The sequence below is a fragment of the Pseudomonas sp. Pseusp3 genome, assembly GCF_047304225.1.
GTDB lineage: Bacteria > Pseudomonadota > Gammaproteobacteria > Pseudomonadales > Pseudomonadaceae > Aquipseudomonas > Aquipseudomonas fluorescens_CD.
Window position 1 is genome coordinate 15345 of sequence record NZ_JBGLYV010000020.1, and the last position, 16334, is coordinate 31678.

Below are 16334 nucleotides of genomic sequence, written 5' to 3' on the forward strand. Positions count from 1 at the left end.
GCCATAAACCTAATGATTTGGCGCGGAACACCTGTAGGAGCGAGCTTGCTCGCGATGTACCCGAGAACGCCACGGGGTGTCAGGCCGCCAGCGTTATCGTTGACGACCATCGCGAGCGAGCTCGCTCCTACAGGGGGTGTGTCAGGGTTCTACCTGACTCCACTGCTTGTTCAACCGTTTGTCGGAGATCGGCACCTTGGTTCCCAGTTGCTGGGCAAACAGCGAAACCCGGTATTCCTCCAGCCACCAGCGATACAACTCCAGCTGCGGATCACGCTTGCCTTCCTGGGCGTGTTTGCTGGCGCGGGTCTGGTATTGCGTCCACAGGCCGCTCAATTCGCCGCTCCAGACCCTGTCGCGTTGCACCTGAGCGCCGATTTTTTCGAAGCGCTGCTCGATGGCCTTGAGGTAACGCGGCAACTCCTTGAGCCACTGCATCGGCGTTTCCCGGACAAACCCCGGATACACCAGATGGCTGAGCTGCTGCTTGATGTCGTTCAGGGCCACGGCTTGCGCCAGATCGATCTTGCCCTTGAAGCGCTTTTGCAAGCCGTGCCAGAGCTTGAGGATTTCCAGGGTCAGCTTCGCCACGCGCTCGGCGTGCTCGGTCCAGGCGCCACGCTTGCGTTCAGCCAGGGACGCCAGACCCGCACCGTCACGAGGCAGCGGGTCTTCGCCCTCAAGAATGCAGCTGTCGAGGCTGGCCAGCAGAATGTCTTCCACCAACGCATCGACACGCCCCATATCGCGATACAACAGACCCAATTCGGTCAGGCCCGGCAACTTGCCACGCAGGAACTTCGCCGATTCGGCCAGTTGCTGCATCAGCAGGCGCTGCAGCGCACGGCGATGCTGGAACTCGGCTTCGGCCGGCGTCGAGAAACGTCCTTCCTTGACCGTGCCCGCCTCTTCCACCAGTGCCGGATACACCGTCATCGACAGCCCGGCGATCTTCTGCTGGGTTTTCTCGGCGACGGCGGCAAATACTTTCGGCTCGACGGGCTGCTGGCTTTTCGCGGATTGCGGGACGGCCAGCGCAGCCTGGCTGGCTTCGGCGAAACGCGCAGTCAGCTCGGCCAGATCGCGACCTTCACCGAGGAACTTGCCCTGGCCGTCGACGATTTCCAGGTTCATCCGCAGATGGCTTTCGACCTGCTGCGCCGCCTCGGTCCAGGCTTCATCGCTGACCCGCGCACCGGTCATGCGCAAAAGCTCGCGCCCCAGGGCCTGGGGCAGCGAACCCTCGGCAAAGCTCATGCGCTGCAAGGCCGCCTTGACGAAGTCCGGCACCGGTACGAAGTTCTTGCGCAAGGCCTTGGGCAAGTTGCGCACCAGCGCAATGCACTTGGCTTCGATGACACCCGGCACCAGCCATTCCAGGCGTTCCGGTGGCAGCATCGGCAACAGCGGTGCCGGCACGCGCAGGGTCACGCCGTCCCGTGGATGGTTGGGTTCGAAGTGGTAGCCGAGCGCCAGTTCCAGGTCGCCGATGTGCAGCGTATCCGGATAGTGCTGGGCAGTGACTTCACTGGCTTCGCGGGCCAGCACGTCCTCTTCGCGCATGATCAGCAACTGTGGGTCTTTCTGGCTGTTGATCCGATACCAGCTGTCGAAGGTCGCCGTCTGATGGATCTCCGCCGGCAGTCGCGCGTCGTAGAAGGCGAACAGGGTTTCTTCGTCGGCGAGGATGTCGCGACGACGGGCCTTGGCTTCCAGTTCGTCGAGTTGTTCCAGCAACTGTTTGTTGGCGGTCAGGCACTTGGCCTTCGACTGGATCTCGCCGCGCACCAGTGCTTCGCGGATAAACAATTCGCGAGACACCACCGGGTCCACCGGGCCGTAATGCACCGGCCGACGGCCGACCACGATCAACCCGAACAGGGTGATCTGCTCGAACGCCACGACCTGGCCGCGCTTCTTCTCCCAGTGGGGTTCGAAGTGGTTTTTCTTGATCAGGTGCCCGGCCAGCGGCTCGATCCAGTCGGCATCGATCTTCGCCACCATGCGCGCGTAGAGCTTGGTGGTCTCCACCAGTTCGGCAGTCATCAGCCACTGCGGACGCTTTTTACCGATACCCGACGACGGATGAATCCAGAACCGCCGCTGGCGTGCACCGAGGTAATCACCCTCTTCGGTTTTCTGGCCGATCTGGCTCAGCAACCCCACCAGCACCGCTTTGTGCAATTTCGGATAGTCCGCCGGCTCTTTATTGAGGCTCAACTGCATGTCGCGGCAGATCAGGCTCAGCTGACGATGGGAGTCGCGCCATTCACGCAGGCGCAGGTAATTCAGGAAGTTCTTGCGACACCAGTTGCGCAACGGGCTGGCGCTCAGTGCCTGGCGCTGCTCCTCGAAACCGCGCCACAGATTGACCAGCCCGGCGAAGTCCGAGTCGGCGTCTTTCCATTGGGCGTGGGCCTGATCCGCCGCTTGCTGACGCTCCGGCGGACGCTCGCGCGGGTCCTGGATCGACATGGCGCTGGCGACGATCAGCACTTCCTGCAAGCTGCCGAGCTTCGCCGCTTCGAGCAACATGCGCCCCATGCGCGGGTCCACCGGCAGCCGCGCCAGTTGACGACCGAGTGGCGTCAATTGGCTGTTGCGGTCCACCGCCGAGAGTTCCTGCAGCAGGTTGTAACCGTCGCTGATGGCCTTGCCATCCGGCGGTTCGATGAACGGGAACGCGCTGACCTCGCCGAGACGCAGATGCAACATCTGCAAAATGACCGCTGCGAGGTTGGTCCGCAGGATTTCCGGATCGGTGAACTCCGGGCGACCGAGGAAATCCTCTTCGCTGTACAGGCGCACGCAAATGCCCGGCTCGACCCGTCCGCAACGGCCCTTGCGCTGGTTGGCACTGGCCTGGGAAATGGCCTCGATCGGCAGACGCTGAACCTTGGCCCGGTAGCTGTAACGGCTGATGCGCGCGGTGCCGCTGTCGATCACATAACGGATGCCCGGCACGGTCAGCGAGGTTTCCGCGACGTTGGTCGCCAAGACTACGCGACGGCCTGGGTGCGACTGGAAAATTCGCTGCTGCTCGGCCGGTGACAGGCGCGCGTACAACGGCAGGATTTCGGTGTGCTTGAGCTGGGCCTTGCGCAACATGTCGGCGGCGTCGCGAATCTCGCGCTCCCCCGGCAGGAACACCAGCACGTCACCGGGGCTGCGGCGCTCGCTGCGCTCATGGGCGGCAATTTCGTCGAGAGTGGCGAGGATCGCCTGGTCCACGGTCAAGTCGTCCTCGACGCGGTTGCCCTCTTCGTCCTGCTCCAGGGTCAGCGGGCGATACCAGGTGTCCACCGGGAAAGTACGGCCGGACACTTCGACAATCGGCGCATCGTCGAAGTGCTTGGAGAAGCGCTCCAGGTCGATGGTCGCCGAGGTGATGATGACCTTCAGGTCCGGGCGACGCGGCAGCAGGGTTTTCAGGTAGCCGAGCAGGAAGTCAATGTTGAGGCTGCGTTCGTGGGCTTCGTCGACGATGATCGTGTCGTAGCGTTCCAGATAGCGGTCGTTCTGGGTTTCCGCCAGCAGGATGCCATCGGTCATCAGCTTGATCAGGGTGTTGGAGTCGCTCTGATCCTCGAAACGCACCTGATAGCCGACCAGCGCGCCCAGCGGCGTGCCGAGCTCTTCAGCCACCCGGCTGGCGACGCTGCGCGCAGCAATTCGGCGCGGCTGGGTGTGCCCGATCAGGCCGTGCTGGCCGCGACCGATTTCCAGGCAGATCTTCGGCAACTGGGTGGTTTTACCCGAACCGGTTTCGCCGGCGATGATCAGCACCTGGTGCTGTTCCAGCGCTTTCTTGATTTCGTCGCGCTTGGCGGCGATCGGCAGGCTGTCGTCGTAACGAATCACCGGCAGGCTGGCCTTGCGCGCCAGCACCTGATCACAGGACGCCTGCGTGCGAGTCACCCATTGGGCCAGCTTGGCCTCGTCGGGTTTCTTGCGCAGCTCAAGCAACTGCCGCCGCAGCCGGTGGCGGTCGGCGAGCATGGCGTGATCGAGGTTTTTCAGCAGTTTGTCGATGGAGGGCGATTCGTCGGTCATCGGGTACGCAATTCGGTCGTCTAGTGGCGCAGAAGGCAGATTGTCGCAGATTTAAAGGACAAGCGAGATCCCTTGTAGGAGCGAGCTTGCTCCGGGCGGCGTTCCGACGATGAACTCAAGAACGCCACGGGGTGTCAGGTTTCCCGCGTCACCGTTAACGACCATCGTCGGAACGCCGCCCGGAGCAAGCTCGCTCCTACAGGGGATGCGTACCAGCGCTACTCTTAATCCAGGCCCTTGCGCCGATACGGGAACACATCAATCACCTTCCCCGCCCGAATCGCTTCTTGCAGGCTCTTCCAGTAATCGGCGTTGTACAACTCGCCATGCAGTTGGTCGAACAACCGGCGCTGCCCGGAATCGGCAAACAGGAACGGCGGAAACTCTTCCGGGAACACGTCCAGCGGCCCGATCGAATACCAGGGTTCGGAAGCCATTTCGTCCTCCGGGGTGCGTGGTTGCGGGATGTGCCGGAAGTTGGCCTCGGTAAGGAAGCAAATCTCGTCATAGTCGTAGAACACCACCCGGCCATGACGGGTGACGCCGAAGTTCTTCAACAGCATGTCGCCGGGAAAGATATTGGCCGCCGCCAGTTGCTTGATCGCCAGCCCGTAGTCTTCCAGGGCCTCGCGCACCTGCGCCTCGTTGGCGTTTTCCAGGTAGAGGTTCAGCGGGGTCATGCGTCGCTCGGTCCAGCAGTGACGGATCAGCACCGTGTCGTCTTCCACCGACACCGTGGACGGCGCGACTTCCAGCAACTCCTCCAGACACGCCGGGTCGAACTTGCTCAACGGGAAACGAAAGTCGGCGAACTCCTGGGTATCGGCCATGCGCCCGACCCGGTCGACGCTCTTCACCAGACGGTACTTTTCGATCACCGTGGCGCGGTCGACGTTTTTCGACGGCGAGAAACGGTCCTTGATGATTTTGAACACGGTGTTGAAACCCGGCAGGGTGAACACGCTCATGACCATGCCGCGCACACCGGGGGCCATGATGAACTGGTCGTCGGTATTGGCCAGGTGATTGATCAGGGCCCGGTAGAACTCCGATTTGCCGTGCTTGTAGAAGCCAATCGAGGTGTACAGCTCGGCAATGTGCTTGCCCGGCAGGATACGCCGCAGGAAGCCGATAAACTCCGCCGGCACCGGCACATCCACCATGAAATACGAGCGGGTGAAGGAGAAAATGATCGACACGTCCGCCTCGTCGGTGATCAGCGCATCGATCTGGATGCCGCGCCCTTCGAGGTGCAGCAATGGAATTGCCAGCGGCCATTGCTCGTCGGCGGTGTAGATGCGCCCCACCAGGTACGCGCCTTTATTGCGGTACAGCACCGAGGAAAACAGCTCGACGCTCAACTCCGGGTCCTTGCACACCCAATCCGGCAGGTTCTCGCGCAGTTGCGCTTCGAGGCGGCGCAGGTCCCCGGGCAGGTCGGCGTATTCTTCGCTGAAGCGGTAGTCGTCAAAAATGCTGGCGAGCATTGCCGACAATTGGCCTTGCGGCTTGTAGGTGCGGGTTTGCGCAGCCCGGGCGCGACGCAGGCTCGGCCGGGTGGTGTGGATGAACATGCAGCCGTCGCTGATCAGGTCATGGCTGAACAGCCCGCAGAAGATCGAGTTGTACCAGGTCTCGGACAGCTCATCGTCGAAACGCAGGTCGATCAGGCTGATGTAGGCGCTTTTGACCAGCGGCCAGCAGCTGACGTCCAGCGTGTCGGCGTCAAACGCGGTGCGCAGCCGCTCCACCGTTTCACCGACTTTGTCTTCGTACAGATTGATTCGTGCCGCCGACGCCGATTGCGTCTCTTGCCACAGGGCCTGCTCGAAACGGGCCCGGGCGCCGTCGGTGATCTGGCGAAAATGCTCGCGGTAATCGTCAAAGCCATCGAGGATCAAGCGGGCGATGTCGGCGGCTGGCCATTGCTGCGGCATGTTGAGACCTCTGCGGGAATTCGGAAGGCTTGAGCTTAGCCAGTGAACCGGGTGCAGGAGAAGCGTAATTTTCCGGCCGCCGCGTCATCGACGCCCTGAAGAGTTCAACGTCCGGTTTTCGGTTGCCATCGATCTCACACTCAGCAACACTTTCGCCCCTCCCTCAAGGAAGGAACGCACTGTGAACCCCGTCGATATTTTCCGTTTACTGTCCCTGGCGGCCATTTGGGGTGCGAGTTTTCTGTTCATGCGCATCATCGCCCCGGTGATCGGCTCCCTGCCTACTGCGTTTTTCCGCGTGTCGATTGCCGCGGTCGGGCTGTTGGTGATTCTTGGCCTGATGCGCACCAGCTGGGATTTCAAAGGCAAACTCAAGACCGTGATGCTGCTCGGGGTGATCAACTCCGGCATCCCGGCGACCCTGTACTCCGTTGCCGCCCAAGTACTGCCCGCCGGTTATTCGTCGATTTTCAACGCCACCACGCCGCTGATGGGCGTGCTGATCGGCGGCCTGTTTTTCCATGAAAAGCTCACCGCCGCCAAGCTCGGCGGAGTTTTTCTCGGGCTGTTCGGGGTCGGCGTGCTGACCCGCGCGGGCCCGGTGGCGTTCGATATCGGGTTGTTGATGGGCGCCGTAGCCTGCCTGCTCGCCACCACGTGCTACGGTTTTGCCGGTTTCCTGGCCCGGCGCTGGCTCGATCAGGCCGGTGGTCTCGACAGCCGTTTGTCGGCACTGGGCAGCATGCTTGGCGCGACGCTGTTCCTGCTGCCGCTGTTCGGTTACAGCGTGATCAGCCAGCCACCGGCGAGCTGGGGCGGTTGGAGCGTGTGGCTGTCGTTGCTGGGCTTGGGTCTGGGCTGCACGGCGTTTGCCTACATTATTTACTTCCGGCTGCTGAGCTCGATTGGTCCGGTGAAATCGATGACCACGACCTTCCTGATTCCGCTGTTCGGGGTGTTGTGGGGGGCGATGTTTCTCGACGAGCCGCTGTCGATGGCGCATATCTATGGCGGGGTGTTGATTGCGCTGGCGTTGTGGTTGGTGTTGAAGCCGGCTGCCGTGAAACCGGGTTTGGTGACTGACCGATAGTTTTATAGTGCTGCTTATGACGCCTTCGCGAGCAAGCCCGCTCCCACAGTGATTCGAGTCGTACACAAATTTTGTGTTCAGCACTTGAACCTGTGGGAGCGGGCTTGCTCGCGAAGACGGCCGATCAGACGCCAAAAATCACAAAGTTTGTCCGCAATTAAGCGGTTTTACGGAAGACGAATACCAGACCGACGATGATCAACAGCATGCCGAACAGGCTCAACATCGCCAGGCGATTGCCAAAGATCAGATAGTCCATCACTGCCGTTACCGCCGGCACCAGGTAAAACAGGCTGGTGACGTTCACCAGATTGCCTCGAGCGATCAAGCGGTACAGCAACAACGTCGCCAGCACCGACACCACCAGCCCCATCCACAGCACCGGCAGGATGAAACCGCTGCCGTGTTCGAAGTGAAACGGCTGGAAGGGTACGAAGACCCCGCATAACAACAGCCCCGCGAGGTATTGCACCGGCAGCGTGCCGAGGGGATTGTCGGTGATGCGTTTCTGCATGATCGAACCGAACGTCATGCTCGCCAGCGCGAGCAAACCGAAAAGCATCCCGGCTAGCGACATCCCGGCCAGTCCGATGCCCTGATAAACCACCATGATCAACCCGCTCAGCCCCAGGGCCAGACCGAACATCCGGCTCCAGGAGCGCTGACGCTCCATCAGCACCACGGTGAGGATCGGCTGCACGCCCATGATGGTCGCCATCACCCCGGGCGTGACCTTGAGGTCGAGGGCCAGCAGATAGAAAATCTGATAAGCCCCCAGCAACACCACGCCCGTGGCCATCGCATACATCATCGGTTTGCCGCCCTTGGGCAGCTTCAGCTTGAGCAACGGCACCAGCAACACCAGGCCGCAGAGCGCAATGACGAAACGGAACATCAGGAAGGCGAAGGGCGACGCGTGGGCCAGGCCCCATTTGGAGAAAATCGCCCCGCTGCTCCACAGCAGAACGAACAGGCTCGTGGACGCCGCCGCGAGCGCGGACTTTTTCGAAAGGACAAGCATGAATACCACCTGTAGTCAGGCAAAAAGCCAACTCAGCCGAAGCTGAAATTCAGTCGTTTTTTTTCAGGCAGGCAGGGGACCAGCAGAAAGCAGCTGATCAGCCCGAAATGCCAACGCCTGGCGGCGAGACCACCGCGCACACTGGCGTGCGACTGACAGGAGGGGGGTAATGACTGATCTGCCCGGGCTGCTGATTCCCGCACGGCACGACGCCAGCGTTGACCGCTGAATCGACTACCGCGTTGATGAGGGATGCAGGCATTGGGCTGATCTTTGCTCGAGGGATAAAAACGTGAGTCCGAAACTCACAGTGCGCCGACTATAACCAGCGTTCGACATGGATTGCAACGACTTGGCCAACAGGCCAGTAACGACAGTCGGCTCAGAGTCCGCATTGTGCAGCTTTTTTTTGGGGGGGCTCTGGATTCCGTGAAGAATCATAAAAAAACCGCTCACTACGAGCGGTTTTTTTTGTTTCCAGGAGCGCCTGTCAGCCAAACAGCCAATACCCCAACAACGTCAGCACCGCCACCGCCAGTACCGGGCGTAGTACACGGTAGGCCTTGGGATTGCGCCGCTTCCATTGCTTGACCACACCACTGAATTTGTCGCTGGAGTTCTTGCTCCAGGCATAGGCCTGGTTGATCCCGCCCACACGCTCGTCGTCCAGGTTCTGAGGAGCGGTGGCGCGACCCAGCCAGGCGCTTATACTGCGATTGATGCGGGTCATGAAGCGATTGCTCAGTGGACGCTCGATATCGCAGAACAGGATGACCCGGGTCTTTTCCGTTTCATTCTTGACCCAGTGCACGTAGGTCTCGTCGAACATCACGTCCTCGCCATCGCGCCAGGCGTAAACCTGACCGTCGACAAAGATGCGGCAATCATCGGAATTGGGGGTGGACAGGCCCAAGTGATAACGCAGGGAACCGGCAAACGGATCGCGATGCGGGTTGAGATGGCTGCCGCCCGGCAGCAGCGCGAACATGGCGCCTTTGACGTTGGGAATGCTGCTGACCAATTCCACGGTTCTCGGGCACAAGGCTGCGGCCGAAGGCAGCGGTTTGTCGTACCACTTGAGATAAAACCGCTTCCAGCCCTTCTTGAAGAACGAGCCGAAACCGGCGTCGTTGTTCTTTGCCGCCGCACGGATATACCCCTCGTCGAACAAGTGCATCGCTTCGTCGCGAATCACCTCCCAGTTGTCCCTGAGCACATCCAGTTCCGGGAACTTGCTGCGATCCAGATACGGTTTCGAAGGCACACCGGAAAACAGGTACATCAAGGCGTTATAGGGAGCGAACAGCGCCGAATGGTTCACGAACTGGCGCAAAACCGGCAGACGCGCCTTGCCGCGTAAATGCACATAGAGGGTGCTGCCGAGAAACAGCAGCAACAACGAGGCCTTCGCGGCAAACGATAAGGTCATCAACAACTCCTTTGAAGATAAGCGACACGTGCGCCACGTCCATTGTCCGACATGGCTGCTGGCATGATAAACACTACCGACCCGATGAAAAACCTGCACTTTTCAACATTCAATGTTAATGAATGTGCAACAAAGCATTTCTTAACATAAAACGCCTGAACGCGGGCTGATGCAGATCAGCAATGTTCAGCACTTACTGCTGATTCTCCTGTTCGGTGAACAGATCACTGAACAGCATGCTCGACAGGTAACGCTCACCGGAGTCCGGCAGGATCACGACAATGGTCTTGCCCTGCATTTCCGGGGTTTCCGCCAATCTTACGGCCACTGCCATGGCGGCGCCGCAGGAAATCCCGGACAAAATCCCTTCTTCCTGCATCAAGCGCAAGGCCATGGCCTTGGACTCTTCGTCGCTGACCAGCTCCACCCGATCGACCATCGACAAATCGAGGTTCTTCGGCACAAAACCGGCACCGATGCCCTGGATCTTGTGCGGGCTCGGCTTGATTTCTTCACCGGCCAGGGCCTGGGTGATCACCGGCGACACCGCCGGCTCCACTGCCACCGAGAGTATCGGTTTGCCCTGGGTATTCTTGATATACCGTGAAACTCCAGTGATGGTTCCACCGGTTCCGACGCCTGCCACCAGCACGTCGACCGCACCGTCGGTATCGTTCCAGATTTCCGGGCCGGTGGTCTTTTCGTGGATGGCCGGGTTGGCCGGGTTGTCGAACTGAGCCGGCATGAAGTACTTCGACGGGTCGCCGGCAACAATTTCACCGGCTTTCTCGATGGCCCCCTTCATGCCTTTGGCCGGCTCGGTCAACACCAGTTCGGCCCCCAGTGCCTTGAGCACCTTGCGGCGCTCGATACTCATGGACGCCGGCATGGTCAGCATCAGTTTGTAGCCACGGGCGGCAGCCACGAAGGCCAGGCCGATACCGGTATTGCCGGAGGTAGGTTCGACGATGGTCATGCCCGGCTTGAGTTTGCCACTGCTCTCGGCATCCCAGATCATGTTCGCGCCGATCCGGCACTTGACCGAGTAACCGGGGTTGCGCCCTTCGATCTTGGCCAGGATGGTCACACCACGCGGCGCAATGCGATTGATCTGCACCAGCGGCGTGTTGCCGATGGAGTGGGCGTTGTCAGCGAAAATGCGGCTCATGGCTGGGTCCTTAACGACAGCATTGAAATAGGGCATCAAGGTAAGCCTCTTGCCAGCAGGCGTCCAGTCAGGTCGGACGTCCGCTTATCAGTGCAGTCAATGGCTTTGGATCGAAGCCGGATGCTGGCTAATTTTTGCGCGTGACGATGTACCGGCCAGCGCCTTCTGCCGCACGGGGCGAATTCGCTTGCAGTTGCAGGAAATCCCAGCCCAGGCAGGCCAAGGCTAACGATCGCGGCACCTTTTCGCGACCACTGCTGTATCGGGTGATGCTGCGGGTACTGACCCCCAGTGCTTCAGCCGCCTGATGAAGCGGTAACCCGGTGCGAGCACGCCAATCAATAAAGATCCGGGTGTTTTCGTCGACGGCATTTTGTGCCAAGGCATCCAGGTAGAGAGTGTCCGCGCCAATCTGGATATCAAGCTCAGGCCATTCGACACTCCAGCCATCGTCACCCAGCGCAGCATGATCAAAGGCGACTCCCTGCAAAGGTTGGAGGCCTGGATAGGCATGCAGGTCGCAGCTCAAATCGAGCATCAGCTGCTGACCATTGATAAACGTCAGCGCCAAACGATAATCCGACAGCGCTTGCACTGCCGATAGCCGTGGTCGTTTCATGGGTAGCATCGTTTCCAATCCTCCAGCAATTGAGTCTGGTGGGCTCTGACCCAGTCCAGAGCTTCCCTGAGAATCAGTGGCGGCGCCTTGCCCACCATCACTTCGGCAGTTTCCAGGCTCAGCATGACGTCCAGCCCGCCACCCGTCAGATGAACGTGCGGCGGCGGATGATCCTTTTCACGCAACTGAATGCGATACGTATCTCGAAATCGGTATTTAGTAGACATGCCTGGCATGGTATCGCCAACTTGGCGATACCAACATACTGGCCAGCAGTCGAGACTGAGTCAAGATGTGACGCTCCATTCAGAGACTGAATAAGCCGTCTGCGTTCACAGTCGACCGGACACCGCGTTATAGTCGGGGCTGACTCTTTTATTGCGCCCCCGCCCTGCCGCGTTCAGGTCGGCGTTACCGTTCGAGGATTAGCAGATGAAGTTCGAAGGCACCCAGGCCTACGTCGCCACCGATGACCTGAAGCTGGCGGTCAACGCCGCCATCACCCTGGAGCGGCCGCTGCTGGTCAAGGGCGAACCGGGCACCGGCAAGACCATGCTCGCCGAGCAACTGGCCGAATCCTTTGGCGCCAGGCTGATCACCTGGCACATCAAGTCCACCACCAAGGCTCACCAGGGCCTGTACGAGTACGACGCGGTCAGCCGCCTGCGCGATTCACAGCTGGGCACGGAAAAGGTCCACGACGTTCGCAACTACCTGAAAAAGGGCAAGCTCTGGGAAGCCTTCGAATCCGAAGAGCGGGTGATCCTGCTGATCGACGAAATCGACAAGGCCGACATCGAATTCCCCAACGACCTGCTGCAAGAACTCGACAAGATGGAGTTCTACGTCTACGAGATCGACGAGACCATCAAGGCGAAAAAACGCCCGATCATCATCATTACCTCCAACAACGAGAAAGAGCTGCCGGATGCGTTCCTGCGCCGCTGCTTCTTCCACTACATCGCGTTCCCGGATCGCACCACGATGCAGCGGATCGTCGACGTGCATTACCCGGACATCAAGAAAGACCTGGTCAGTGAAGCGCTGGACGTGTTCTTCGATGTGCGCAAGGTGCCGGGCCTGAAGAAAAAGCCTTCGACCTCCGAGCTGGTCGACTGGCTGAAACTGCTGATGGCCGACAACATCGGCGAAGCGGTGCTGCGCGAGCGCGATCCGACCAAGGCCATCCCGCCGCTGGCCGGTGCGCTGGTGAAAAACGAACAGGACGTGCAACTGCTGGAGCGTCTGGCGTTCATGAGCCGGCGCGGCACCCGCTAAGAGGCTGATGCCATGCTGCTCAACCTGTTCAATGAAATGCGCGCAGCCAAGGTACCGGTCTCGGTGCGCGAGCTGCTGGACCTGATCAATGCGCTGAAAAAGCGCGTGACCTTCGCCGATATGGACGAGTTCTATTACCTGTCCCGGACGATCCTGGTGAAGGACGAAAAGCATTTCGACAAGTTCGACCGGGCGTTCGGAGCCTACTTCAATGGCTTGGAAAAACTCGACGACCACCTGCAAGCGCTGATTCCCGAAGACTGGTTGCGCAAGGAGTTCGAGCGCTCGCTGACCGATGAAGAACGGGCGGCGATCCAGTCCCTCGGCGGCCTGGACAAGCTGATCGAAGAGTTCAAGAAACGCCTGGAAGAACAGAAGGAACGCCACGCCGGTGGCAACAAGTGGATCGGCACCGGTGGTACCAGCCCGTTCGGCTCCGGGGGGTTCAACCCGGAAGGCATTCGGGTCGGCGACGCCGGCAAGCGCCAGGGCAAGGCGGCCAAGGTCTGGGACCAGCGCGAATACAAGAACCTCGACGACTCAGTCGAGCTGGGCACCCGCAACATCAAGGTCGCCCTGCGCCGCCTGCGCAAGTTCGCCCGTCAGGGCGCGGCGGAAGAGCTGGACATCGATGGCACCATCGATCACACCGCCAAGGATGCGGGGTTGCTGAACATCCAGATGCGGCCGGAGCGGCGTAACACCGTCAAGCTGTTGCTGCTGTTCGACATCGGCGGCTCGATGGATGCCCACGTGAAGATTTGCGAGGAGTTGTTCTCGGCCTGCAAGACCGAGTTCAAGCATCTGGAGTACTTCTACTTCCACAACTTCATTTATGAATCGGTGTGGAAGAACAACATGCGCCGCACCTCCGAGCGCACGTCGACCATGGACCTGCTGCACAAGTACGGTGCCGACTACAAAGTGATCTTCATCGGCGACGCCGCCATGGCGCCCTACGAAATCACCCAGCCGGGCGGCAGCGTCGAGCACTGGAACGAAGAAGCCGGTTACGTGTGGATGCAGCGGTTCAAGGAGAAGTACAAGAAGCTCATCTGGATCAACCCGTATCCGAAGGACACCTGGGGCTACACCTCTTCGACCAATATCGTGCGGGACTTGATCGAGGACCAGATGTATCCGCTGACATTGCGCGGGCTTGAGGAAGGGATGCGGTTTCTTTCCAAATAATCTCTGCTGTCTGTTCAGACGCCTTCGCGAGCAAGCCCGCTCCCACATTGGATCTTTGTTGTACACAAGACTCCTGTGGGAGCGGGCTTGCTCCGGGCGGCGTTCCGACGAAGCTTTTAGCCGTTCAAAAAGCGCCGCAAATACTCGACCTGTTCGCGATGCGCCACTTCCTGCACCACCGGCCGCAACAGCACCCGCGCGCCCGGCAAACATTGCGCCAAGCGCGCCAGCGCCAGCGGCGTCAATGCTCCCAGACGCGGATAACCGCCAATGGTCTGCCGATCATTGAGCAGCACGATCGGCTGCCCGTCCGGCGGCACCTGCACCGCACCCAGCGGGATGCCTTCGGAAATCATCGGCTTGCCCTGGTACTGCAACGCCGGGCCCAACAGGCGAATGCCCATTCGGTCGGCGCGGCTGTCGAGGCTCCACGCGCTGTTGAACGCATCGAACAGGCTCTGCCCGCTGAACTCACCGATCTGCGCACCGAGGACCAGGTCCAGCATTGGGCTGCCGGTGAAATCCGGCACGCATTCGCTCGGCAACTCCCGCAGCAACATCACCGAATTGCCCGAATAGCTCAAACACGCACCTTTGCCCAGCGCATGCCCCATTCCGTCCAGGCCGCCAAGCTCCTCACGGACTACCGTCGCGCTGCTGCCCAGTACTTTCGGTGCATCAAACCCACCCGGCGCCGCCAGATAGGCCCGGGCGCCGAGCAACGGTTGAGTGAATTGCAGACGCTGACCTTTATGCAGCCTGAAACTGCGCCACGGTGCCAGCGCCTCGCCGTCCACCTGCGCGCCAAGATCCGCTCCGGCCAAGGCCAGCACGCATTCTTCCTCGGCAACGACGGTAAACCCTCCGAGGGTGATTTCGATCACCGGCGCATCCAGTCCGTTGCCCAACAGCCAGTTGGCCCAGGACATCGAACGCCAATCGGCCGCGCCGCCCTGGGTCACGCCCAGATGCCGCACGCCGAATCGACCGGCATCCTGCAACAGGCACAACGCCGTGCTCGCTTCAATCATCAGACGGCTCATGCCTGCGCCTCCAGAGGCGTATCGTCACCGCCCAGATTAATGAACTCGGCATGGCCGACGGCTTCGAAGCGCACCGTATCGCCCGGCCGCATCAGGCTGTAGCCGTCACGGTTGCGATCGAACAATCTGGCCGGCGTGCGGCCGATCAGGTTCCAGCCCCCTGGCGACACCACCGGGTAGGCCGCCGTCTGCTGTTCGGCGATGCCGACACTGCCGGCGGCGACTTTCTTGCGTGGCGTGCTCAGACGCGGCGCGGCGAGCACCTCTTCCACCAGCCCCATGAAGGCGAAGCCCGGCGCAAAGCCCAGGGCGAACACCTGATACTCACGCTCGCTGTGACGACGGATCACCTCCTCCACCGCCAACCCGCTGCGCTGCGACAACAGGCTCAGTTCCGGTCCGACGCTCAAGTCGTACCACACCGGCAACACATGACATTGGCCGCGGGCATGCGCGTTGGGCGACAGGTCGATCAAGGCTTCGGCAATCAATTCCCGGGCCTGGGCAGGACTCAGCGCAATCAGGTCGTAATGCACCATCAAGGTCGTGTAAGACGGCACCAGATCGATCAGATGCCCGGCGAATGCCGTGCGCAGACTTTCACTGGCCGCCAGCATCCACGGCATGTTGCTTTCGGCAATTTCATCGAACAGGCGCACCATCAGGCAGTCCAGCGCCACCACTTCCACCCGCAGCTTCATGATGCGCTCTGCCGGTTCAAGGCTTCACGGATGCGTTGCACGGCAGCGACCGAACTGGCGTTGTCGCCGTGCACGCAAAGGGTGTTGGCCTGCAAAAGCAGGGCGCTGCCATCGCTGGCGGTGAGCTGATCGCCACGGGCAATGGTCAGCGCCTGCTCGATAATCTTTTCCGGGTCGTGATGCACCGCTCCCGGCAGTTGGCGCGAGACCAGCCTGCCCGCGCTGTCGTAAGCCCGATCGGCGAAGGCCTCGAACCACAGCGTGATGCCGTATTCATCGCCCACTTGTTGGGCGGCGCTGTTGTCTTTGGTCGCCATCAACATCAATGGCAGATTGCGGTCGTAGGACGCCACCGCTTGCAAGACGGCGCGCAACTGCACCGGGTTGGCCATCATGTCGTTGTACATCGCGCCATGGGGTTTGACATAACTGACCCGGCCGCCCTGGGCCCGGCAGATGCCGTCGAGGGCGCCGATCTGGTAATGCAGAATGTCTTGAAGTTCCTGGGTGGCATACGCCATGGAGCGGCGGCCAAACCCCACCAGATCCTGATAGGCCGGATGCGCGCCAACTTGCACACCGTGGCTGAGGGCCAGGCTGACGGTCTTGCGCATGACGCTCGGGTCGCCGGCGTGAAAACCGCAGGCGATGTTGGCGCAATCGATGAAGGGCATGATTTCTGCGTCCAGACCCATGGTCCAGCTGCCGAAACTCTCGCCGATGTCGCAGTTCAATAGCAGGCGGCTCACGCTGAACACTCCTGTAGGCTTTATTCTTTTTTGCTGCGGGACATATCTATAAGAC

At 60.6% G+C, this 16334-nt stretch carries 14 protein-coding genes; 3 read left to right on the forward strand and 11 right to left on the reverse strand.

Features of this window, described 5'->3' with window-relative positions; all coding sequences use genetic code 11:
- Window positions 1–141 precede the first annotated feature (141 nt).
- Window positions 142–4053, reverse strand: a complete 3912-nt coding sequence (gene hrpA / locus ACCD00_RS09285; RefSeq protein ID WP_413423833.1) for an ATP-dependent RNA helicase HrpA — start codon at window positions 4051–4053, stop codon at window positions 142–144.
- Between the two features lie 224 nt (window positions 4054–4277).
- Window positions 4278–5990, reverse strand: coding sequence for a bifunctional isocitrate dehydrogenase kinase/phosphatase (aceK, locus tag ACCD00_RS09290; protein WP_413423835.1), 1713 nt, complete (start codon window positions 5988–5990; stop codon window positions 4278–4280).
- Between the two features lie 181 nt (window positions 5991–6171).
- On the opposite strand from aceK, the gene ACCD00_RS09295 reads away from it, so the two are divergent.
- Entirely contained in the window at window positions 6172–7080 is a 909-nt protein-coding gene (locus ACCD00_RS09295; protein WP_413423836.1) for a DMT family transporter, read from the forward strand.
- A gap of 157 nt (window positions 7081–7237) precedes the next feature.
- Here ACCD00_RS09295 and ACCD00_RS09300 read toward each other — a convergent pair whose 3' ends face one another.
- The 6 genes from ACCD00_RS09300 to ACCD00_RS09325 all read right to left on the reverse strand — a co-directional run bounded on the left by ACCD00_RS09300 (window position 7238) and on the right by ACCD00_RS09325 (window position 11544).
- Window positions 7238–8101: a DMT family transporter gene (locus ACCD00_RS09300; RefSeq protein ID WP_413423838.1), complete on the reverse strand. Its 864-nt coding sequence runs from the start codon at window positions 8099–8101 to the stop codon at window positions 7238–7240.
- Between the two features lie 97 nt (window positions 8102–8198).
- A complete protein-coding gene (locus ACCD00_RS09305) occupies window positions 8199–8363 on the reverse strand; it encodes a hypothetical protein (protein WP_162842363.1) in 165 nt (54 codons plus the stop codon).
- Between the two features lie 228 nt (window positions 8364–8591).
- Entirely contained in the window at window positions 8592–9530 is a 939-nt protein-coding gene (locus tag ACCD00_RS09310) for an aspartyl/asparaginyl beta-hydroxylase domain-containing protein (RefSeq protein WP_413423840.1), read from the reverse strand.
- A 193-nt stretch (window positions 9531–9723) separates the two neighbouring features.
- A complete protein-coding gene (gene cysK / locus ACCD00_RS09315) occupies window positions 9724–10698 on the reverse strand; it encodes a cysteine synthase A (RefSeq protein ID WP_413423842.1) in 975 nt (324 codons plus the stop codon).
- A 127-nt stretch (window positions 10699–10825) separates the two neighbouring features.
- Complete coding sequence (locus tag ACCD00_RS09320; protein WP_413423928.1) at window positions 10826–11326, reverse strand: DUF2442 domain-containing protein; 501 nt, start codon at window positions 11324–11326, stop codon at window positions 10826–10828.
- Window positions 11314–11544, reverse strand: a complete 231-nt coding sequence (locus tag ACCD00_RS09325) for a DUF4160 domain-containing protein (RefSeq protein ID WP_413423930.1) — start codon at window positions 11542–11544, stop codon at window positions 11314–11316. Before ACCD00_RS09325 ends, ACCD00_RS09320 begins: the two co-directional genes overlap by 13 nt.
- 205 nt (window positions 11545–11749) lie before the next feature.
- On the opposite strand from ACCD00_RS09325, the gene ACCD00_RS09330 reads away from it, so the two are divergent.
- A complete protein-coding gene (locus tag ACCD00_RS09330) occupies window positions 11750–12595 on the forward strand; it encodes an AAA family ATPase (protein ID WP_413423844.1) in 846 nt (281 codons plus the stop codon).
- Window positions 12596–12607: 12 nt separating this feature from the next.
- A complete protein-coding gene (locus ACCD00_RS09335; protein WP_413423846.1) occupies window positions 12608–13786 on the forward strand; it encodes a vWA domain-containing protein in 1179 nt (392 codons plus the stop codon).
- Window positions 13787–13902: 116 nt separating this feature from the next.
- Here ACCD00_RS09335 and ACCD00_RS09340 read toward each other — a convergent pair whose 3' ends face one another.
- From ACCD00_RS09340 to ACCD00_RS09350, 3 genes are read right to left on the reverse strand one after another with little or no spacing between them, the layout of a single operon-like run.
- Entirely contained in the window at window positions 13903–14829 is a 927-nt protein-coding gene (locus ACCD00_RS09340; protein ID WP_413423848.1) for a biotin-dependent carboxyltransferase family protein, read from the reverse strand.
- Window positions 14826–15530: a 5-oxoprolinase subunit PxpB gene (gene pxpB / locus ACCD00_RS09345; RefSeq protein WP_413423850.1), complete on the reverse strand. Its 705-nt coding sequence runs from the start codon at window positions 15528–15530 to the stop codon at window positions 14826–14828. Before pxpB ends, ACCD00_RS09340 begins: the two co-directional genes overlap by 4 nt.
- Window positions 15527–16279 (reverse strand): 5-oxoprolinase subunit PxpA, encoded by a 753-nt coding sequence (locus ACCD00_RS09350; protein ID WP_413423852.1) that lies wholly within the window; start codon window positions 16277–16279, stop codon window positions 15527–15529. The genes pxpB and ACCD00_RS09350 overlap by 4 nt, the downstream gene beginning before the upstream one ends.
- Between the last annotated feature and the right edge of the window lie 55 nt (window positions 16280–16334).